This is a genomic window from Streptomyces sp. NPDC101160 (genome assembly GCF_044768205.1).
In the GTDB taxonomy this organism is placed as follows: domain Bacteria; phylum Actinomycetota; class Actinomycetes; order Streptomycetales; family Streptomycetaceae; genus Streptomyces.
The window spans coordinates 78,187-98,401 of record NZ_JBIWPJ010000009.1; the positions used below are offsets into that span (position 1 = coordinate 78,187).

At 74.4% G+C, this 20,215-nt stretch carries 19 protein-coding genes; 11 read left to right on the forward strand and 8 right to left on the reverse strand.

From position 1 onward, the window contains the following. Nucleotides 1–95: 95 nt before the first annotated feature. The 3 genes from ACIRSU_RS28230 to ACIRSU_RS28240 all read right to left on the reverse strand — a co-directional run bounded on the left by ACIRSU_RS28230 (nt 96) and on the right by ACIRSU_RS28240 (nt 2,425). Entirely contained in the window at nt 96–794 is a 699-nt protein-coding gene (locus tag ACIRSU_RS28230) for a DsbA family oxidoreductase (protein WP_403797737.1), read from the reverse strand. 77 nt (nt 795–871) lie between these two features. Further along, nucleotides 872–1,438: a GNAT family N-acetyltransferase gene (locus tag ACIRSU_RS28235; protein WP_403797739.1), complete on the reverse strand. Its 567-nt coding sequence runs from the start codon at nt 1,436–1,438 to the stop codon at nt 872–874. 6 nt (nt 1,439–1,444) lie between these two features. Beyond that, the gene (locus tag ACIRSU_RS28240) at nt 1,445–2,425 is read right to left on the reverse strand and encodes a GlxA family transcriptional regulator (protein WP_403797742.1); all 981 of its coding nucleotides are present in this window, start codon (nt 2,423–2,425) and stop codon (nt 1,445–1,447) included. A gap of 70 nt (nt 2,426–2,495) precedes the next feature. Between ACIRSU_RS28240 and ACIRSU_RS28245 the strand changes: the two genes are divergently transcribed. Beyond that, complete coding sequence (locus ACIRSU_RS28245; RefSeq protein ID WP_403797744.1) at nt 2,496–3,875, forward strand: MFS transporter; 1,380 nt, start codon at nt 2,496–2,498, stop codon at nt 3,873–3,875. Nucleotides 3,876–3,937: 62 nt separating this feature from the next. On the opposite strand, the gene ACIRSU_RS28250 is transcribed toward ACIRSU_RS28245, so the two are convergent. After that, nucleotides 3,938–4,870 carry an AraC family transcriptional regulator gene (locus ACIRSU_RS28250; RefSeq protein WP_403797747.1) on the reverse strand — a complete coding sequence of 311 codons (933 nt, stop codon included), beginning with the start codon at nt 4,868–4,870 and terminating at the stop codon, nt 3,938–3,940. 90 nt (nt 4,871–4,960) lie between these two features. On the opposite strand from ACIRSU_RS28250, the gene ACIRSU_RS28255 reads away from it, so the two are divergent. Beyond that, nucleotides 4,961–5,971 carry a zinc-dependent alcohol dehydrogenase family protein gene (locus ACIRSU_RS28255; RefSeq protein ID WP_403797750.1) on the forward strand — a complete coding sequence of 337 codons (1,011 nt, stop codon included), beginning with the start codon at nt 4,961–4,963 and terminating at the stop codon, nt 5,969–5,971. Between the two features lie 15 nt (nt 5,972–5,986). Here the strand turns inward: ACIRSU_RS28255 and ACIRSU_RS28260 are convergent, their stop codons facing one another. After that, nucleotides 5,987–7,513 carry an aldehyde dehydrogenase (NADP(+)) gene (locus ACIRSU_RS28260; protein WP_403797753.1) on the reverse strand — a complete coding sequence of 509 codons (1,527 nt, stop codon included), beginning with the start codon at nt 7,511–7,513 and terminating at the stop codon, nt 5,987–5,989. 124 nt (nt 7,514–7,637) lie between these two features. Here ACIRSU_RS28260 and ACIRSU_RS28265 point away from each other — a divergent pair, with 124 nt between their 5' ends. From ACIRSU_RS28265 to ACIRSU_RS28290, 6 genes are all read left to right on the forward strand, one after another. Continuing rightward, nucleotides 7,638–8,468, forward strand: coding sequence for an IclR family transcriptional regulator (locus ACIRSU_RS28265; protein ID WP_403797756.1), 831 nt, complete (start codon nt 7,638–7,640; stop codon nt 8,466–8,468). Nucleotides 8,469–8,559: 91 nt separating this feature from the next. Continuing rightward, nucleotides 8,560–9,555, forward strand: a complete 996-nt coding sequence (locus tag ACIRSU_RS28270) for a hypothetical protein (RefSeq protein ID WP_403797759.1) — start codon at nt 8,560–8,562, stop codon at nt 9,553–9,555. Continuing rightward, on the forward strand, nt 9,552–10,832 hold the full coding sequence (locus ACIRSU_RS28275; RefSeq protein ID WP_403797762.1) for a sensor histidine kinase: 1,281 nt from the start codon (nt 9,552–9,554) through the stop codon (nt 10,830–10,832). Before ACIRSU_RS28270 ends, ACIRSU_RS28275 begins: the two co-directional genes overlap by 4 nt. A 194-nt stretch (nt 10,833–11,026) precedes the next feature. Continuing rightward, entirely contained in the window at nt 11,027–11,713 is a 687-nt protein-coding gene (locus ACIRSU_RS28280) for a response regulator (RefSeq protein ID WP_403798579.1), read from the forward strand. Nucleotides 11,714–11,809: 96 nt separating this feature from the next. Beyond that, a complete protein-coding gene (locus ACIRSU_RS28285; RefSeq protein ID WP_403797765.1) occupies nt 11,810–13,258 on the forward strand; it encodes a peptidoglycan D,D-transpeptidase FtsI family protein in 1,449 nt (482 codons plus the stop codon). A gap of 195 nt (nt 13,259–13,453) precedes the next feature. Continuing rightward, nucleotides 13,454–13,849 carry a hypothetical protein gene (locus ACIRSU_RS28290; protein ID WP_403798581.1) on the forward strand — a complete coding sequence of 132 codons (396 nt, stop codon included), beginning with the start codon at nt 13,454–13,456 and terminating at the stop codon, nt 13,847–13,849. 43 nt (nt 13,850–13,892) lie between these two features. Here ACIRSU_RS28290 and ACIRSU_RS28295 read toward each other — a convergent pair whose 3' ends face one another. Next, a complete protein-coding gene (locus tag ACIRSU_RS28295) occupies nt 13,893–14,354 on the reverse strand; it encodes a MarR family winged helix-turn-helix transcriptional regulator (RefSeq protein ID WP_403797768.1) in 462 nt (153 codons plus the stop codon). Nucleotides 14,355–14,444: 90 nt separating this feature from the next. Here ACIRSU_RS28295 and ACIRSU_RS28300 point away from each other — a divergent pair, with 90 nt between their 5' ends. Together ACIRSU_RS28300 and ACIRSU_RS28305 are read left to right on the forward strand one after the other, a co-directional pair. Beyond that, on the forward strand, nt 14,445–14,873 hold the full coding sequence (locus ACIRSU_RS28300; protein WP_403797771.1) for a VOC family protein: 429 nt from the start codon (nt 14,445–14,447) through the stop codon (nt 14,871–14,873). Between the two features lie 71 nt (nt 14,874–14,944). Further along, nucleotides 14,945–16,189, forward strand: coding sequence for an MFS transporter (locus ACIRSU_RS28305; protein WP_403797774.1), 1,245 nt, complete (start codon nt 14,945–14,947; stop codon nt 16,187–16,189). Between the two features lie 195 nt (nt 16,190–16,384). Here the strand turns inward: ACIRSU_RS28305 and ACIRSU_RS28310 are convergent, their stop codons facing one another. Continuing rightward, nucleotides 16,385–17,323, reverse strand: coding sequence for an AraC family transcriptional regulator (locus ACIRSU_RS28310; protein WP_403797777.1), 939 nt, complete (start codon nt 17,321–17,323; stop codon nt 16,385–16,387). A 122-nt stretch (nt 17,324–17,445) separates the two neighbouring features. On the opposite strand from ACIRSU_RS28310, the gene ACIRSU_RS28315 reads away from it, so the two are divergent. Then, nucleotides 17,446–18,681: a TerD family protein gene (locus ACIRSU_RS28315; protein ID WP_403798584.1), complete on the forward strand. Its 1,236-nt coding sequence runs from the start codon at nt 17,446–17,448 to the stop codon at nt 18,679–18,681. A gap of 50 nt (nt 18,682–18,731) precedes the next feature. On the opposite strand, the gene ACIRSU_RS28320 is transcribed toward ACIRSU_RS28315, so the two are convergent. Continuing rightward, complete coding sequence (locus ACIRSU_RS28320) at nt 18,732–20,162, reverse strand: alkaline phosphatase PhoX (RefSeq protein ID WP_403797780.1); 1,431 nt, start codon at nt 20,160–20,162, stop codon at nt 18,732–18,734. Between the last annotated feature and the right edge of the window lie 53 nt (nt 20,163–20,215).

Here is a 20,215-nt window from a genome sequence, read left to right on the forward strand (position 1 = left end):
CACGATCTCACGTCAATTGACAAAAATCGCGGGGAATCCCCAAGCACTGCTTATGCGCGCTGCTCAGCGACGTCGCCTCGGGCCTCGGCCGTGGCTCAGCAGGTGCCGCCGTCGACGTCGCAGGCGGCGGCGTCGCCGCCGCCGACCGGCTGCAGGGCGCGGCCGGCCCAGGCCTGCTCCAGGGCCTGGGTGAAGACCTCGGCGGGCTGGCCGCCGGAGACGCCGTACTTCCGGTCCAGGACGAAGAACGGCACACCGTTGGCGCCCAGTTCGGCCGCCTCGCGCTCGTCGGCCCGTACGGCGTCGGCGTACGCGGTCTCGTCGGCGAGCACCGCGCGCACCTCGGTCTCGTCGAGACCGGCCTCGACGGCGAGGGCCACCAGGGTCTCCGGGTCGAAGACGGAGCGCTCCTCGGCGAAGTTGGCGCGGTAGGCGAGGTCCAGGAGCTCGTTCTGCCGGCCGCGGTCCTTCGCCAGGTGCAGCAGGCGGTGGATGTCGAAGGTGTTGCCGTGGTCGCGGCCCTCGGCCCGGTACCCGAGGCCTTCCGCCTGCGCGTTGGAGGCCACGTGCGCCTCCATGGCGCGGGCCTCGTCGAGCGTCCGCCCGTACTTCTGCGCCAGCATGTCCAGGACCAGCGCGGTGTCGCCCTTGGCGCGGTGCGGGTCGAGCTCGAAGGAGCGGTGCACGACCTCGATCTCGTCGCGGTGGGCGAAGGCCGCGAGGCCCTTCTCGAAGCGGGCCTTGCCGATGTAGCACCAGGGGCAGGCGATGTCGCTCCAGATCTCGACGCGCATGGTGGTGTTCTCTCCTGGACGGTGGACGACGGTGCGGACGGGGTGTTCCGTGACGGGAACGCCCCACCGCGCCGCTTTCATTCCGTCCCGGGCGCGAGTGTGAGCCGGAGCACCAGATGGGCGCCGGAGCGCGGGGTGTGCGGATCCGGGATCCAGCCGTGGGCGGCGTAGAAGGACTGGGCGCGGTGGTTGTGCTCGTAGACCTCCAGACGCGCGGTGGCGACGCCGGCCGTGCGCCAGGCGTCGGCGCAGGCGGCGTGGAGGGCGGTGCCGATGCCGGCGCGCCAGTGGGCGGGGCGGACGTGGAGCTGGCTGAGGTTCATGATTCCGTCGCGGATCCCGTACGCGGCGATGCCGGCAATCTCGCCACCGGCGCCACCCGCGGCCCCGCCGCCGGCCGCGCCACCGCCACCCCCGCCGCCAGCCGCGCCACCGGCGCTGCCGACGCGGGCGACCAGGACCCGGCCCTCCTCGATCGCGCCCGCCCAGCCCGCGCGGGTCCGGGCCAGCTCCTCGGGGCCCTCGAAGTCGGCGTCCGGGATGTGGCCGCGGTAGTAGGTGGCGCGGGCCTCGGTGTGGAGATCGGTGATGGCGTCGAGGTCCGTGAATATTGCGTACTGGATACGAATATTGGATTCGATCATGCTCCCTCAGGACGCGACGGCCGGCGACGCGGTTCCGGCCAGCCTGCTGAAGGAGGCCCGGTACGCGCTCGGCGTCAGCCCGGTCCGGCGCAGCACGTGCTGCCGCAGCGAGTCCGCCGTGCCGAGCCCGCACGCCCGCGCCACCTGGTCCATGGGCAGCGAGGTGGTCTCCAGGAGTTCCCTGGCCCGCTCGACGCGCTGGTGGAGCAGCCACTGGAGCGGGCTGACCCCCGTCTCGGCGTGGAAGCGGCGGGAGAGGGTGCGGACGGAGACGCCGGCGTGCCGGGCCAGGTCGGTGAGGGTGAGCGGCTCGTCGAGGTGGGCCATGGCCCACGCCCGGGTGTCGGTGAAGGAGACCCCGCGCTCGGGCGGCAGCGGCGTGTGGGTGAACTGGGCCTGGCCGCCGGGCCGTACGGGCGCGACGAGGGCGAGCCGGGCCACCTGGTTGGCGACGGCGGCGCCGTGGTCGGTGCGGATGATGTGCAGGCACAGGTCGATGCCGGCGGCGTAGCCGGACGAGGTGAGCAGCGGGCCGTCCTGGACGAAGAGCACGTCGTCCTGGAGGTCGACGGCCGGGTGCCGTTCGGCGAGCAGTCCGCTGTAGGCCCAGTACGTGGTGGCCCGGCGGCCGTCGAGGAGTCCGGCGGCGGCGAGCGCGAAGGCGCCGGTGCAGATGGAGGCGATCCGCTTGCCGTCGGCGGCGGCCCGGCGGAGCACGTCGAGGATGCGCGGGTCGGGGTCCGTGTACTGACCGGTCCCGGCGAGGATCACGGTGTCGGCGGCGTCCACCGCGTCGAGGCCGTGCGGAATGTGCAGGTCGAGGGCGCCGGACGTGGTGACGGGTCCGGGATCGGTGGTGCAGATGACCGTCTCGTACCCCGGTCCGCCGTCGACCTCGACCTTGGCGAAGAGCATCTCCGGGATGGCGAGGTTGAACATCGAGACGGGCGGGGCGGCGATGACGGCGACGCGCCGGACAGCGGACATGGCCAGAACCTCCGGTCATATGGCATTCAGGCCACTACTCTACGGCTCCGGAGATCACGAGGCTGGGGACATGACCTCAACCGACCTTTCCCCGGCCCCCGTTGAGAACCCCGGCCGATACCGTCCGGCCCCGCACCGCGGCCCCCGCCCCGGCCCCGCGCTCGCCGCCGCCATGCTGGGCTTCGCCCTCATCACCCTCGACACCTCCGTCGTCAACGTCGCCCTGCCCGCGATCGGAGCCGATCTGCGGGCCGGGATGAGCGGACTGCAGTGGGTCGTCGACTCCTACACGCTCGCCTTCGCCGCGCTGCTGCTGTCCAGCGGCGCGCTCGCCGACCGGATCGGCGCGAGCCGCGCCTACGCGGTCGGAGTCGTCGTCTTCACCCTCGCCTCCGCCGCCTGCGGTCTGGCGCCCGGCCTGCCGGCGCTGCTCGCGGCCCGCACGGTGCAGGGCGTGGCGGCCGCCGTGATGCTGCCGGCCTCGCTCGCGCTCGTACGGGAGGCGTACGGCGATCCGGCGCGGCGGGCCCGCGCGGTGTCGCTGTGGGCGGCCGGCGGCACGGTCGCCGTCGCGCTCGGTCCGGTCGCGGGCGGCGCGCTGACCACGGCGTGGAGCTGGCGGGCGATCTTCTTCATCAACCTGCCGCTCGGCCTGCTCGCGCTCGCCCTGCTCACCCGCGTCGCCCGCTCGGCGCGCCGTCCCGCCCCGCTCGACCTGCCCGGCCAGCTGACGGCCGTGGTGGCGCTCGCGGCGCTCACCTTCGCGGCGATCGAGGGCGGTACGGAGGCGTGGTGGGCGCTGGGGGTCGCGGCGGTCTTCTTCGCCGCGTTCCTGCTGGTCGAGGCGCGGCGGAAGCACCCGATGGTGCCGCTGGGGCTGTTCCGCGACACCACGGTGGTGGTGGCGGTGACGGCGGGCGCGGCCAACACCGTCGCGTTCTACGGCATGGTGTTCGTCTTCAGCCTCTTCTTCCAGCAGGTCCTCGGGCTCTCCGCGCTGGGCGCGGGCCTGATGTTCCTGCCGATGACCGGACTGCTCGCCGGTGTGAACGTGCTCTCGGCCAAGGTCGCGGCCCGGTACGGCGCCCGGCTGCCGATCGTCGTCGGCCAGGTCGTCTCGGTGGCCGGGCTGCTCGGCCTGCTCGTGGTCGACGCGGACACCCCGCGGGTGGCACAGGCCCTGCTGCTGGTGCCGCTGGCGCTGGGCTGCGGCTTCGCGCTGCCGCCGCTGATCGCCTCGATGCTGGAGGCCGTCCCGGCCGAGCGCGCGGGCACGGCGGCGGGCCTCCTGAACGCGATCCGGCAGACGGCGGGCGCGCTGGCCGTCGCGGTCTTCGGCTCCTTCGCCGCCGCGGGCGTGGCGGGCGCCCTGCGCACCTCGCTCCTGATCAGCGCCGGACTGCTGACGCTCACCGCGCTCGCCTCGCTGAAGCTCCCCCGCCGCCGGTGACCGGCCGCCGGTGGCTCACCGCCGGTGCCTCGGCGCCGGTGACCCGGCGCCGCACCTTCGGCTCACGAAGCCTTCCGGTACTGGCCCGGCGCCACCCCGTACTCCCGCTTGAACGCCTTGGCGAAGGCGAACTCCGAGGCGTAGCCGGAGCGTTGGGCGACCGCCCGCAGCGGCAGGTCGTCGGCGCGGAGCAGCCGCCCGGCGGTCGTCATCCGCCACCAGGTGAGGTACGCGAGCGGGGGCCGGCCCACCAGGGCGGTGAAGCGGCGGGCGAAGGCGGCGCGGGAGAGACCGCCGAGGGCGCCGAGCTCCTCGACCGTCCAGGAGCGGGCGGGGTCGCCGTGCAGGGCGCGCAGCGCGGCGGCGACGGCCGGGTCGGCGAGGGCGGCGGACCAGCCGGTGGAGCGGTCGGCGCGCTCGGCCAGCCACCAGGTGCGCAGCAGGTAGAGCAGCAGCGTGTCGAGGAGCGCGGGCACGACGGCGTCGGAGCCGGGCTGCGGCTCGGCGAGCTCGGCGCCGAGCAGGTCGACGGCGGCGCGCAGTCGCGGATGGGCGCCGACCCGGGCGGGGATGTGGACGTACGGGGGCAGCTCGGTGAGCAGCGGATGGGCGCGGGTGCGGTTCAACTGGTAGGCCCCGCACAGCAGCAGGGTCTCCTCGGCGCCGACCGGCCCGCGGTCGGGCGGGGTGGGCCAGGAGCCGTCGGGCGCGGGCACGGCGTCCACGAGCGGGGTGTCGGGCCGGTCGGCGAGGCCGTGGCCGGTGCCGTGGGCGAGCAGGACGACGTCCCCGGGGCCGAGCCGGACGGGCGCGTCGTCGCCGGGGCCGTCCGCGCCTTTCGGGGGCATCAGCCAGGCGGTGCCCTGGAGGACGACGTGGAAGCCGGCGCCCTTGCCGTCGGGGAAGCGGATGCCCCAGGGCGCGAAGCGCACGGTGCGGGAGGAGTGGGGGCGGCCGGTGCGCATGGCGGCGATGGCATCGCTCAGTACGTCCATGCCCCGCACCGTACCGCCCGAGACGATCGGACATGGTGGGAAGCCTGCTGGATATGGATCGTCTCGCCGGCCGCGCCTACTTTCGAACGCATGGGAAATGACAAGCGAGACGACATGAAGACCAGGGCGGTTCTCTTCCACGAGCTCGGCGGGCCCGAGGTGCTGACCGTCGAGGAGACCGTGCTGCCGGCGCCCGGACCGGGCGAGCTGCGGGTGCGGGTGGAGGCGATCGGGCTCAACCGGGCCGAGGCGCTGTTCCGTTCGGGCGGCTACTACTACCAGCCGACGCTGCCGGGCTCGCGGCTCGGTTACGAGGCGGCGGGCGTCGTCGAGGAGGTCGGCGAGGGCGTCACGGCGTACGCGCCGGGCGACCCGGTGATGGCGGCCGCCAACTTCGACTTCGGGGTGCACGGGGTGTACGCGGAGCGCGTGGTGCTGCGCGAGGAGTATCTGGTGCCGCGTCCCACGGGGGTGGACGCGGTGGCCGGGGCGGCGGCCTGGCTCGCGTACTCGACGGCGTACGGCGGCATGGTGGAGGCGGGCGGGCTCCGCCCCGGCGCCCATGTGGTGATCACGGGCGCGTCCAGCGGGGTCGGCACGGCCGCGATCCAGACGGCGCTGCGGATCGGCGCGGTCCCGATCGCCGCCACCCGTGGCGCGGCCAAGAGCGCGCGGCTGCTCGCGCTCGGCGCCCCGCACGTGGTCGCCACCGACGAGCAGGACCTGGTCGCCGAGGTGCGCCGGATCACCGGCGGCGAGGGCGCCGACGTGGTCTTCGACGCGGTCGGCGGGCCCGGCTTCGCCCGGCTCGGCGGGGCGCTGCGCCCGGAGGGCACGGCCGTGCTCTACGGCTGGCTGGACGAGCGGCCCGCCGAGGTGCCGATGCAGTGGCCGCTGACCGTGCGCGGCTACGCGAACGGCGCGGTCGTGCGGTCGGCCGAGGGGCGCGCCCGGATGGCCGGGTTCATCGGCTCCGGGCTGCGCGACGGCTCGCTGGCGCCGGTGGTCGCCGAGACCTTCGAGGGTCTGGAGGCGCTGCCGGCCGCGCACCGGCTGATGGAGTCCAACACCCACACCGGCAAGATCGTGGTGCGGGTGTGAGACCGGGGAGCCGGATCAGTCCCGCAGCTCCGGCGGGAGCAGGTGCCGCGGGGTCGACTGGTACGTGACCGGGCGCAGCCAGCGCTCGATCGCCGTGCCGCCGACGGAGGTGTACGGGGAGGTGGTGGCCGGGTAGGGGCCGCCGTGGTGCTGGGCTTCGGCCACGGCCACGCCGGTCGGCCAGCCGTTGACGAGGATCCGCCCGGCCAGCGGGGTGAGTTCGGCGAGCAGGGAGGCGGCGTCCGGGTCGGCACCGGAATGGGGGTCGGCATCGGCATCGGCATCGGCATCGGCATCGGCCGGGCCTTCGGCCATCTGCAGGGTGGCGGTGAGGTTGCCGGGCACGAGGGCGAGCACCGCGCCGATCTCGGCCCGCGACGCGTACCGCGCGACGACCGTCACCGGCCCGAAGCACTCCTCCAGAAGGGCCCCGTGCCCGCCCTCGGGCAGCAGGCCCGCGGCCACCGTGAGAACTCCGGCGCTGACCGTGTGCTCGCCGCCCGCGCCGGGCGTGACGGCGGCGGTCACACCGGGGAGCGCGGCCCGTTCCCGTACGCCGTCGACGAAGGCCTCGCGCATCCGGTGGTCCAGCATCACGCCGGGCTCGGTCTCGCTGACGGCCGCGGTGAGCGCGGCCACGAAGCGGTCGCCCGCCGGGCCCGCCGGAGCGAGCACGAAGCCCGGCTTCGTGCAGAACTGGCCCTGGCCCTGGGTCATGGAGGCGGCGAGCCCGGCGCCGATCTCCTCGGCGCGCGTCCCGGCGGCGGCCTCGGTGATCACCACCGGGTTGAGCGAGCCGAGTTCGCCGTGGAAGGGGATGGGTACGGGACGGGCGGCGGCCGCGTCGTGGAGCGCGCGCCCGCCGCGTACCGAACCGGTGAATCCGGCGGCGGCGACCAGCGGGTGGCGGATCAGCTCCACGCCCGCGTCGAAGCCGTGCACGAGGGAGACGACGTCCTCCGGGAGGCCGGCCCTGGCGGCGGCCCGGCGCAGCAGGGCGGCGCACAGCTCGGCGGTGGCCGGGTGGTCCGGGTGCGCCTTGACGACGACGGGGCAGCCGGCGGCGAGCGCGCTCGCGGTGTCGCCGCCGGGAACGGAGAAGGCGAGCGGGAAGTTGCTCGCGGAGTAGACGGCGACGACGCCGAGCGGGATCTTCATGCGCCGCAGGTCGGGCGTGGGCGGCGTGGTGGCGGGGTCGGGCCGGGAGATCCGCACGTCGAGGAAGGCGCCCTCGTCGACGATGTCGGCGAAGAAGCGCAACTGGGCTGTGGTGCGGGCCAGTTCGCCGGTGAGCCGGACCGGGCCGAGCGCGGTCTCGGCGTCGGCGGCCTCGACGACCGAGTCACGGGCCTCGTCGAGGAGGTCGGCCGCGGTGCGCAGCAGCAGGGCGCGGGCGGGGCGGGCGGCGAGCGCGCCGAGGGTGGCGTGCGCGGCCCGTACGACCCGGTCGAGCTCCTCGCCGTCGGCCGTCACCGCGACCTGTTCGCGCGGCTTTCCCGTCCTCGGGTCCACGCTCCACACTGGTTCCGCCGTCGCCACCACGCCACGCACCTCGTTCGCTATTCTGAACAACGTCCCAGTAGGTGAATATGCCAGGGACTCTAGAGACGGCCCAGCCGTCTCCACAAGGGGCTTGTCCCCAAGGGGCCTGAGGGGGGCGGACGTGATGCCGGGCAACGACACGGGCGGGGGCCGGGCGGGCGAAGGCCAGACGGGCGCGGGCCAGTCGGGCGGGGGCCAGTCGGGCGGGGGCCAGGTCAAGTCCGCGGTGCGGACGGTGGAGTTGCTGGAGTGGCTGGCCGGCCGGCCCGGCATGCACTCGCTCGCGACCGTCCAGGAAGCCGTCGGCTACCCCAAGTCCAGCCTCTACATGCTGCTGCGCACCCTGGTCGAGCTCGGCTGGGTGGAGACGGACGCGACCGGCACCCGGTACGGCATCGGGGTGCGGGCGCTGCTCGTCGGCACGTCGTACGTGGACGGCGACGAGGTGGTGGCCGCCGCCGGGCCCACCCTCGACCGGCTCTCCGACGACACCACCGAGACCATCCATCTGGCGCGGCTCGACGGCACCGACGTCGTCTACCTGGCGACCCGTCAGTCACGGCATCATCTGCGGCCGTCCACCCGCGTCGGCCGCCGGCTGCCCGCGCACTCCACCGCGCTCGGCAAGGCGCTGCTCGCCACCCTCGGCGACGAGCAGGTGCGCAGGCTGCTGCCGGAGGCGCTGCCCGCGGTCACCGAGCACACGGTCACCGACCGCGAGCGGCTGATCGAGGAGCTCCGCGGCATCCGCGAGCAGGGGTACGCGGTGGACCGCGAGGAGAGCACCCTCGGCCTGCGCTGCTTCGGCATCGCGATCCCCTACCGCTCCCCGGCGCGCGACGCGATCAGCTGCTCGGTTCCGGTGGCCCGGCTGTCGCCCGAGCGCGAACGGGCCGTCAAGGAAGCGCTGTTCGAGGCCCGCGACCGGCTCGCCCTCGCGACCCGCCGGCTCTAGTCCGTGCGGTCGCGCCTCTCCCCCGTGCGGCGGAGGCGGTTCGCCGTACGGCAGGACGCGGCGGACCCGGTCCGGACGCGAGGGTGAGGGCATGACGACAACCACCGCACCCACCGGGCGCACCCGCGCCCTCCGCCCGGCGCTGCGCGTCCTCGCCATGGTCGCCTGCCTCCCGTACATCGGCCTGAAGGTCGCCTGGGTGGCCGGCAGCCGGGTCGGCATCCCGGCCGGCAGCGTACTGCTCGACCATCACACGCTGATGGTCGTCGCCAACTCCCTCTCCGTGCTCGCCGACGCCATCGTGGTGCTGCTCGCGCTGCTGCTCACCCGGCCGTGGGGCACGCGGGTGCGGGCCTGGCTGCTCGCCTTCCCGATGTGGGCGGCGACCGGGCTGCTCGCGCCGATCATGACGGGCTATCCGGGCCAGCTGATCGCCTCCCTCCTCGGCGGGTCCGGGCCCGTGTCCACGCCGGCCGCCACCCGGGAGCCCTTCCTGGACGCGTGGGTCTTCCCCGTCGTGTACGGCGGGTTCATCCTCCAGGGCCTGAGCCTCGGCACCCTCTTCGTCCTGTACGCCCGCGACCGCTGGGGCCATGTCTGGGCCGGGCGGCTCGGCGGACTGCCCGCGGGACTCGTGGGCCCGCGCACCCGGGCCGTCGCCGTGGCCGGCTCCGTCCTCGCGCTCGTACCGGCCGCGCTGCACGCCCTGTGGGCCTGTGGCGTGACCGCCGGACTCTCGCCCGCCTTCGCGGCGGAGTACGACAGCGACCACGCGACCGTCGATGTCGTACGGGTCCTGTTCCTCGTCCTCGCCGCGGCGGCGTCCCTCTGCCTGGTCTGGCGGCGGCCCGCCGGACTGCGGCTGCGGACGGTCCTCGCCGCGGCCTGGGTGGGGTCCGGCGCGGCGGGGTGCTGGGGCGCGTACATGACGCTGGTGATGCTGCTGCCCGTGAACGAAGCCGGAAAACGCCCGTCGGCGCAGATGATCACCGCCTACGCTGGCGAGATGATCACCGGATTCCTGCTGGCCGGCTGCCTGACCGTGGTCCTCGCCCGGCTGGACCGCCGCCGGAGCGGAACCGCATGAGACGCCTCTGCGGCACCCTGTTCGGGCAGACGGCCCGGCGGCGCTGGCTCCATCTGATCCTGGGCGGCGCCCTGTTCATGCCGTACTGGCTGGTCGGCACCGTCGTCGTGGGCGCGCTCACCGGCGGCGGCGGACTGTTCGCCGGCAGCCTCACCGTGCAGTTCGGGGCGTACGGGGTCGGCCTGCCGCTGGCCGCCGTCACCGCGCTCTTCCCGCTGACCCGGCCGATGTCGGTGGCGGCGGCGCGGGCGCTGTGCGGGGTGGAGGCCGGGCGGTTCGCGGAGGGCCCGGCGCGCGGGCGGAGCGCGCGGGCCCGCACGGCGGGCTGGTACACGCTGCACCTGGGCGCGGGCGCGCTGCTCAGCGGGGCCAGCCTGGCGCTGCCGCCGTTCGCGGTGTCCGTGGCGGCGCTGTCGTTCTCGGCCGGGCTGCGCCGCTCCGAACTCGGCCGCCTGTGGCATCTGGACCAGGGCTGGCTCGCCTGGGCGGGGCTGCCGCTCGGGATCCTGATGCTGCTCGCGCTGGCGGCCGTGGCGGCCGCCACCGGCAGGCTGCTCGCCGCCGCCGCGCCCCGGCTGCTCGGGCCGAGCCCGGCCGACCGGCTGGCCGCGGCCGAGCGCCGGGCGGCCGAACTGGCCGTGCGCAACCGGCTCGCCCGCGAGCTGCACGACTCCGTCGGACACGCGCTCAGCGCCGTCACCCTCCAGGCGGGCGCGGCCCGCCGGGTGCTGGACTCCGGCGCGCGCTCGGCGGCGGCCGACCTGGACTTCGTACGGGAGGCGCTCACCGCCATCGAGCAGACCACCCGGCGCACTGTCGGCGAACTCGACGCCGTCCTCGGCCTGTTGCGCAGCGGCGAGGACGACGGCACGCTGCCGGCGCCCGGTCTGGAGGCGCTCGACGCGCTCGTGCGGGGCGCGGACCCGGGCGCCGCGCGGGTGGCGCTGACGGTGCGCGGGGAGCTGGCCGACCTGCCGGAGGCGGTGTCGCGGGAGGCGTACCGGATCGTGCAGGAGGGCCTGACCAACGCGGTGCGCCACGCGCGCGAGGAGACGGTGACGGCGCGGATCGCGCTGTCGGGGGACGAACTGGAGATCACCATGGAGAATCCGCTGCCCGACGGCGGCCGCACCGCGCCGGTGGCCCGCCCGGACGGCGGGCGCGGGCTGCGCGGCGTCGCCGAGCGGGCCCGGCTGCTCGGCGGCACGGCCGAGGCGGGCCCGGTGGACGGCGTGTGGCGGCTGGCGGCCCGGCTGCCGGTGGGAGGCGCGCGATGACGGGCGGGACGACGGAGGCGGAGGCGGCGGCGGAGGCGGAGGCGGCGGGGACTGCGGGCGGGATGGGGGCCGGGACGGCGGGCGGGATGGCGGCCGGGACGGCGGGCGGGATGGCGGCCGGGACGGCGGGCGGGACGGCGGGCGGGATGACGGGGGCGACAACAGGCGGGAACGCGGAGGGGACGGTGGACGGGATGACGGACGGAACGGCGGAGGGGACTGCGGGCGCGCGGATCAGGATCGTGCTCGTCGACGACGAGCGGATGGTGCGGACGGCGCTGCGGGTGATCCTGGACGCCGAGCCGGACCTCACGGTCGTCGGCGAGGCGGCGACCGGCGCGGAGGCGGTGTCGGTGGTGCGGGAGCTGCGGCCGGACGTGGTCCTGATGGACGTGCGGATGCCGGAGATCGACGGGATCCGGGCCACCGAGCAGATCCTCGCGGGGCTCCCGGACGGCCCCCGGATCGTGGTCGTCACCACCTTCGAGAACGACGCCTATGTGTACGAGGCGCTGCGCGTCGGCGCCGCCGGCTTCCTGCTGAAGCGGGCCGCGCCGGAGGAGCTGGTGAGCGCGGTGCGGCTGGTCGCCCGCAGCGACTCGCTGCTCTACCCGGCGGCGGTGCGGGGCCTCGCCGCCGAGCACGCCCGCCGCAATCCGCCGGCCGCACCGGCCTGGGCGGCCCGGCTCACCGACCGGGAGGCGGAGGTGCTGCGGCACATGGCGAAGGGCCTGACGAACGCGGAGATCGCCGGTCTGCTGGGCGTGGGCGCGGCGACGGTGAAGACGCACGTGGCCGCCGTCCTCGCGAAGACGGGCGCCCGGGACCGTACGCAGGCGGTGATCGCGGCGTACGAGTCGGGGTTCATCACGCCGGGGTGAGCGCCCGGGACGGTGCGTGCATCCTGCATGAAGTTTCCCTGAGAAACCGGACGGACCCGGAACGCCGCCCGGCCGCCCGTTCGTCCCGCATTCGGGATGAACAAGACGATCAGGCGCGCCTCGGTCTTCGCGCTGCTCCTGGTGCTGGCCCTGCTCGGCCGGGCCACCTGGGTGCAGGGGTACGAAGGCAAGGCCCTCGCGAACGACAAGAAGAACCGGCGGAAGACCATCGCGCAGTACGCGCAGCCGCTGGGCAACATCGTCGTGGCCGGTTCGCCGGTCACCGGCTCGAAACGGACGGAGGGCGGCGACCTCGCGTACAAGCGCGACTACACCGACGGCAGGCTCTACGCGGCCGTCACCGGCTACAGCTCCCAGGCGTACGGGGCGACCCAGCTGGAGGGCATCTACGCCGACGTCCTCGACGGCACCGACTCCCGGCTGCAGAACCCGCTCGACGCGCTGACCCGCAAGCAGACGGATCCGGGCACGGTCCTCACGACCATCGACCCGGCCGTGCAGAAGGCCGGGTACAAGGCGCTCGGCAACAAGAAGGGCGCCGCCGTCGCCATCGACCCGAAGACCGGCCGGATCCTCGGCATGGTCTCCACGCCGTCGTACGACCCGTCGAAGATCGCCGGGCTCACGGACGGCAAGGAGTGGCAGCGGCTGATGGCGGACGAGGACAAGCCGCTGGTCAACCGGGCGCTGCGGCAGCCACTGCCGCCGGGCTCCACGTTCAAGCTGGTCGTCGCTGCGGCGGCGCTGGAGGACGGGCTGTACGGCTCCGTGGACACGGCGACCGACAGCCCGAACCCGTACACGCTCCCCGGCACCCGGACCGTGCTGCCCAACGAGAACGCGTCGGCGCCGTGCGAGAACGCGACGATCCGCACCGCGCTGCGCTACTCCTGCAACAACGTCTTCGCGAAGATGGCCGTCGACCTGGGCCAGGACAAGGTGAAGGCGATGGCGGAGAAGTTCGGCTTCAACGACAAGGAGCTGGACGTGCCCGTACGGGCCTACGCCAGCGTGTACCCGTCGGGCATGGACAAGGCGCAGACCGGGCTGACGGGCATCGGCCAGTTCGACGTGACGGCCACGCCGCTGCAGATGGCCATGGTGTCGGCGGCCATCGCCAACGACGGGCTCATGGCGGCGCCCCACATGGTGTCGCAGGTCGTCGACTCGGACGGCGACCCGCTCCAGAACTACAAGGACGGCGACACCCGGCGGATCATGTCGTCCGGGACGGCGGAGCAGCTGCGCAGCGCGATGCGGACGGTGGTCGAGAAGGGCACCGGCTCGAACGCGTCGATCGCCGGGATGGAGGTCGGCGGCAAGACCGGCACGGCCCAGCACGGCGAGAACAACAGCAAGACGCCGTACGCCTGGTTCACCTCGTACGCGAAGGACCCGGCCACCGGCAAGGAGGTCGCCGTCGCGGTGATGATCGAGGACTCGGGCGCGGCGCGCTCGGAGGTCAGCGGCAACGGTCTGGCGGCGCCGGTGGCGCAGAAGATGATGAAGGCGGCTCTGAAGTGACGGGCTGACGTGACGCACTGAGGCGACGGGCTGAAGCAACGGGCTGAAGTGACGTAAAAGTGGGGGCCGATGCGGGATCGGCCCCCACCGCACGGTATGCAGGTGTCCTGTCCATGCCCCACGCATATGTTCGCGACACTTCATGCCCCCGGAGGACCCGCCGTGCGTCTGCCCCGTTCCCTGTCCGGCTGGACCATGGCCGTCTTCGGCGTCCTCGCCGCGGTCCTCGGCGTGGTGGGCCTGGTCTCGCCCGACACCACCATCCGCCTCATGGGCCTGACGCCCATATCCGAGGCGAGCCGCGCGGCCGACGACCACACCCTCCTCTTCCTGACCGCGTCCTCCATGGCGGCGCTCAACATGGGCGTCTACTACGTCCTCGCCGCCCTCGCCGACTGGAAGCCCTTCTTCCGCTGGACGGTCCCCTTCCGTCTCCTCACCTGCACCGTCTTCACGCTCGCGGTCGTCACGGACCGCGCCCCGTCCGGCTTCCTGGGCGTGGGCCTCTGGGAGGGCACGGGCGCGCTGGTGACGGGCGCGGCCCTGTGGTGCGAGACGCGCCGTGCGGCGCGGCAGGGCGCGGCGGCATGACCACCCGGCCGCTCCCCGGACACGCCGGCCCCGCGCGCGGGGCTCAGCCCTCCGCCAGCCCCCGCTGGACGCGGAGCAGCAGCTCCTGCAGGACCCGGCGCTCCCGGTCGTCGAGCGGGGCGAGCACCTCGTCCTGGACGGCGCGGGCCTCGGCGTCGAGGTCGGCGAGGAGGGTGCGGCCGGCGGGCGCGAGGGTGACGGAGACGCGTCGCCGGTCGTGCGGGTCGCGGGCCCGGTCCACGTAGCCCCCGGCGGCGAGGTGGTCGACCACCTTCGCCATGTCGCTCGGGTCGACGCCGAGCCGCAGGACCAGGTCGCGCTGGGCGTGCGGCCCGAAGTCGGCGAGGGCGGCGAGCACCGCCATGTCCCAGAGCCGCAGCCCGCGTCGGGCGAGACGTTCGGCGAGCCGGCCGCGGGCGGTCTTGCCGACGCGGGAGAGCAGATAGATGGTCAGGCCGAGGAGGGTCGGCGGGGCGGGTGGGGTGGCGGCGGGCTCGGAAACCATGGCACGGATTCTAGGGTGCGTCCCTATAGTGGGTCTCCACCCACTATTTTTGGCGCGCGCGTGCGCGCCCGTCGTTCCCAGGAGCCGTTCGTGGATGCCCTCGCCCCGTACCCCCGTCTGCTCGTCACCCGCTTCTCCGCCTGCTTCCGCTTCTACGACGCCGTCCTGCCGGAGCTGTCCGGCGCCGCCCTCGACAAGGGCACGCCGGACGGTCCCTACGCCAACTGGGAGGCGGAGGGCGGCCGGCCCGTGCTCGCGCTGTTCGACCGCGGCGCGATGGCCGCCGCCCTCGGCACGGCGGCGCTGCCCGCCCGGCCCGAACAGCCCGCCCAGGACACGGCGATGCTGGTGTTCGTGGTCGACGACGTCGACGGGCGCTTCGCCCACTGCCTGGACCACGGCGGCAGCCCGGTCCTCGCCCCGGCCGACCGGCCCGAGTGGGGCCCCGGCATGCGCAGCGCCCATCTGCGGGACCCCGACGGGCAGCTGATCGAGCTGCAGTCCTACGGAACGCGGTAGGACGGGATTCCGGACGGGATTAGGGCAGGTGACCGATCCGGCGCGGGCACCTCAGACGCCAGCCTGCCGACATGCGTGTTCCTCTCTCCGTTCCTCTCTATCTGACCGCCGTGCTCGTGTCCGGCTTCGGCACGACCGCGATGTGGCTCGTCTCCGGCATCTGGGTCAAGTCGCTCACCGGCTCCGACAGCCTGGCCGCCCTCACCGCCTTCGCCCTGTGGGCGCCCGCGCTGCTCGGGCCGCTGCTCGGCTCGCTCGTCGACCGGGTGCGCAGGCGGCCGCTGCTCGTCGCCGTGAACCTGACCATGGCGGCGCTGCTGCCCCTGCTGCTCTGGGTCGACCGGCCCGGGAGGGTGTGGCTGCTGTTCGTCGTGCTCCTGGCGTACGGGACACAGGGCGCCGTCCACGACGCGGCGGAGGCCGCGCTCGCGGCGGGCGCTCTCGACCCCGGGCGGCTCGGGGAGCTCAACGGGCTGCGGATGACCGTCAACGAGGCGATGAAGCTGCTCGCCCCGCTCGTCGCGGCCGGGCTCTTCGCCCGCTTCGGCGGCGGTCCCGTCGCCGTCCTGGACGCGGTCACCTTCGCCCTGGCGGCCGGGGTGTTCGCGCTCCTGCGGGTGCGGGAGGAGCCGCCCGCGCCGGAGCGGCGGCCCCGGGTCTCCGACGGCGCCCGGCTGCTGTGGGAGTCGCCGCTCCTGCGGCTGCTCGTCGCGGCGGGCGGCTTCACGATGCTGCTCGCGGGGCTCAACGGGGCCGCCGTCTACGCGGTCGTCGACCGGGGCCTCGGCCACTCCCCGGCGTACGCGGGCGTCCTCTACGCGGTGCAGGGCGCCGGGTCCGTCGCGGCCGGCCTCACGGCGGGGCCGCTGCTGCGGCGCCTTCCGGAGCGCGCGCTCGCGGCGGCCGGCCTCGGGCTCTTCGCCCTGGGCGCGGCGGGGCGGGCGCTGCCGTACGACACGACCGCCTGGGCCGCGAGCGTGCTCGTCGGCGTGGGCCTGCCGTGGGTCCTGATCGCCGCGATGACGGCCGTCCAGCGGAACGTTCCGGCGGAGGCCGTGGGCCGCGCGGCCGGGACCGCGAACACCCTGGTCTTCGTGCCGAACGCGGTGGCCATCGCGCTCGGCGCGGGCCTGCTGGCAGTGGTGGACGTCACGGTGCTGCTGCCCGTCCTCGGGGCCGCGGGGCTCGCCGGTGCGGCGCTGCTGGCGCGGGCGAAGCCGGGAGAGGAAAGCACAGGCCCGGCCGGACAATGCGGGGGAGCCGGCCGGGGCCCGGGTCGACGCATGCTCGGAGGCACGCGGACAAAGCGACGATAGGACGCGGTCAAGATCGTCGCGAGCCGCGAAGCGCGGCCACTGTCCACAAAACGCGACGGATTCGCTCCCGAGCGGTCATCGAACGAGATCGAATCGGTCATGACTGGCCGTGCCAAGTACGAATCCGATCGCGCCACGGACATCCCGGTCACCCTCAGACCCCAGGCGCAGGCCCCGGCCCGCGGTCCTGCCCCCTCAGCCGCGCAGGGTGCGCGACGGCGGCTCGCCGAACCGGGCGCGGTACTGCGCCGCGAACCGGCCCGGGTGGGTGAAGCCCCAGCGCCAGGCCACCTCGCCGACGGCCAGCCCGTCCGGGTCGCCCGTCCGCAGCTCCTCGTGGACCCGGTCGAGGCGCACCTGGCGCACGTACGCCATCGGGGACATCCCCACGTACTCGCGGAACGACTCCTGGAGCCGGCGCACGCTGACGCGGGCGAGGGCGGCCAGTTCGGTGGTGGTGAAGGGGTGCTCGGGGCGAGCCCGCACCGCGTCCATCACCCGCTTGACGGGCGCCGGCCTGGCCGGGCCGGCGGGACGGTCCAGCTCGTCGCGCCAGGCGTGGTCGGCGGCCAGCAGCAGGCCGTTGAGCAGCGCCTCCTGGAGCGGGCGGGCGACCAGTTCGTGCGTGGCGAGACCGTCGCCGACGAGCGCCCCGGCCGCCACCTGCCGGGCGAAGGTCACCCAGCTGAGTCCCGGGCCGCGGGTGATGTCGAGCCCGGGGCCGAAGGTGAGCCGGGCGCCCGGCGGGCGCCCGAGCAGCGCCTCCAGACGCTCTTCGAGGGCCGCCGCACTGATCTTGACCGAAAGCGAGCGGCAGTCCCCGGTCCAGCGGTCGAGGAAGGTGTCGCCCGACGGGTCGAGCAGCATCGCCTCCTCGGGGGTGGCGAGCAGCCGGCGTCCGCTCCTGCCCTGGCGCACCTCCATGGTCCCGCTCATCGGTGCGTTGAGGTGGAACGCGCCGAGTTCACCGAAGCGCATCCGCACGTCCGCGCCGCAGCTCAGGTCGCCGATCATCAGCGGGCCGAGGGCGACGGTGTCGAAGCGCGCGGCGAAGGGACGTCCCTCGCGCCCGTCGATGACATCCATGAAGTTGGCGTAATAGCGCGCCGCGATCTCCTCGCGCGCCTCGTCCACGTCCCGTGTCCGAAAAGAGCTCCCACCCACGAGTCGAAAGAATATTTCACCGGGGTGGCCGAACCGGGCGCAGGTAAGGGAACGGCAAAGGGAGGTCGTTCGTTACCCGGGGCATGACCGCTATGACCCCCGGCTCGAACATCCCTCTCACCGCCGCGCGCGTGGCGGTGGACGTCGCCGCCCCGGTGCGGCTCGACGTCTCGGGCCTGCTGCTCGGCGCCAACGGCAAGGTGCGTTCCGACGACGACTTCATCTTCTACAACCAGCCGTCAGGCCCCGGTGTCACGTACCGCTCCGGCGGCGGCGCGGCGCCGGACGCCATCCTGGTGGACACCTCCGCCGTGCCGGCCGGCGTCGAGAAGATCGTGGTGACCGCGAGCCCGGACGCCGCGGGCCAGACCTTCCAGGGCATCGAGCCCACCGCGACGCTGCGGAACGCGGACGACGGCAGCGTCCTCGCCACCTTCACCCCGCCGCGGCTCGCCACCGAGACGGCGCTCGTGGTCATGGAGATCTATCTGCGGGGCGGGGCCTGGAAGGCCCGCGCGGTGGGTCAGGGGTACGCGAACGGGCTCGCCGGGATCGCGACCGACTTCGGTGTGTCGGTGGACGAGGAGCCCACGCCGGCACCCGCGCCCGCCGCCGTCCCCGCGCCCCCGCAGGCCCCGGCCGCCCCGCCGTCGGCGCCGCCGTCCTGGCAGACCCCGCCGACTCCGCCGACCGCGCCCCCGGCTCCCCCCGCTCCCCCGGCGGCGCCGCCCGCGCCGCCCGTCGGCGCCGGGAAGATCAACCTGGACAAGGGCCGGGTGAGCCTGCAGAAGAACCAGACCGTGTCCCTGGTCAAGGGCGGCCGCCCGCTGCTCTCCACGGTCAAGATGGGCCTCGGCTGGGAGCCCGCCTACCGCGGCCGGGACATCGACCTGGACGCCTCCGTCATCGCGTACGGCCCGCAGCGCAACCACATCGACAGCTGCTACTTCGGCAAGCTGTCCATCCTGGGCGGCGCCGTCAAGCACTCCGGCGACAACCTGACCGGCGAGGGCGCGGGCGACGACGAGGTCATCGTGGTCGACCTCGGCCGGCTGCCCGCGGACACCACGGGCCTGGTCTTCACCGTCAACTCCTTCTCCGGCCAGAAGTTCACCGAGGTCGCCAAGGCGTACTGCCGGCTGATCGACGGGACGACCGGCGAGGAGCTGGTCCGCTTCGACCTGACCACGGCGGAGCCGCAGACGGGCGTGATGATGGCCAAGCTCATCCGCCAGTTCTCCGGCGAGTGGGAGATGACGGCGATCGGCGACTTCGTGAAGTCCCGCACCGTGCGGGGCATGGTGAAGCCCGCCGCCCAGGTGCTCTGAGGCGCTCCGGGCCTCGCGCGGGCGTGCGCGAGGCCCGGCGGGCGGTCGGCTCAGCGGCGGGGCTGGCGGCGCCAGGGGCCGGTGATCGCGAGCATGATGCCCGGGGTCTGGATGTTGGCGAAGAGGGTCTCGCCGTCGGGCGAGAAGGTCACGCCCGTGAACTCGCTGTCGTTGAGGTCGTTGCGGGCGATCGGGTAGGTGCGGCCGCTCTCGGTCGCGCCGAAGAGGTGGTTGATGCCCTCGCCGTCCTCGGCGATGACGAGGCCGCCGTACGGGGAGACGGTGATGTTGTCGGGGCCGTCGAAGGCGCCGTCCTGCTCCGGGGCGGCGTTGACGCCGAGCAGCACCTGGAGGGTGAGCGTGCGGCGCTTCGGGTCGTAGAACCAGACCTGGCCGTCGTGCGCGACGGGGCTCTCCGCGCGGGCGTACGAGGAGACGACGTACGCGCCGCCGTCGCCCCACCACATGCCCTCCAGCTTGCGGGCGCGGGTCACCTCGCCCTCGCCGAACTGCTTGCGCACCGGGACCGTACGGGCGTCGCGGTCCTCGACGTCGACCCAGTCCACGCCGTAGACGGTGCCGATCCTCGTGGCGCGGGAGAGGTCGTCGACGTACTGCCCGGCGGAGTCGAAGCACCTGGGCGCCTGGAGCCGGCCCGCGTCGTCGGCGAGGGTCGCCAGCTGTCCGCGGCCGTGCTCGAAGCCCTGCGGCGGGACCCAGCGGTAGAACAGGCCGTTGGGGCCGGCGGCGTCCTCGGTGAGGTAGACGTGGCCGCGCTTGGGGTCGATGACGACGGCCTCGTGGGCGTACCGCCCGAAGGCCTTGACGGGCTTCGGGTCGAGGTTCGCACCCTGGTCGTGCGGGTCGACCTCGAAGACGTAGCCGTGGTCCTTGGTCATGCCGTTCTTGCCGGCCAGGTCTTCGGTCTCCTCGCAGGTGAGCCAGGTGCCCCAGGGGGTGCGGCCGCCCGCGCAGTTGGTGGAGGTGCCGGCGATGCCGACCCACTCGGCGACCGTGCCGTCGCGGTGCACCTCGACGACCGTGCAGCCGCCCGCGGCCGCCGGGTCGTAGACCAGGCCCTCGGTGAGCGGGACGGGGTAGGTCCACTTGGCGCGCGGGCCCTTGAGCTCGTGGTTGTTGACCAGGTACGTGGTGCCGCGCGGGCCGTCGAAGGTGGCGGTGCCGTCGTGGTTGGACGGCGTGAACTCGCCGGTCTCCAGGCGGGTGACGCCGCTGTGGGTGATGATCCGGTAGGTGAAGCCCTCGGGGAGGGCCAGGATGCCCTCCGGGTCGGCGACCAGCTCGCCGTAGCCGAGGGGACGGCCATGGCCGTTGCCGTCTGCGGCGCCGCTGCTCACCTCGTACTCGTCGGCGGCCAGGGCCTGCGGCGCGGTGGCGAGCGCACCGACGGCGCCGGTGAGGGCGAGGCCGGCGCCCGCCGCGGCGGACTGCTTGGCGAACTCTCTGCGGTTGAGGGACATGACGGTCTTCTCCCTGTCGTCACCCGGTGTCGCGGCACACGGTCGCGCCCCCG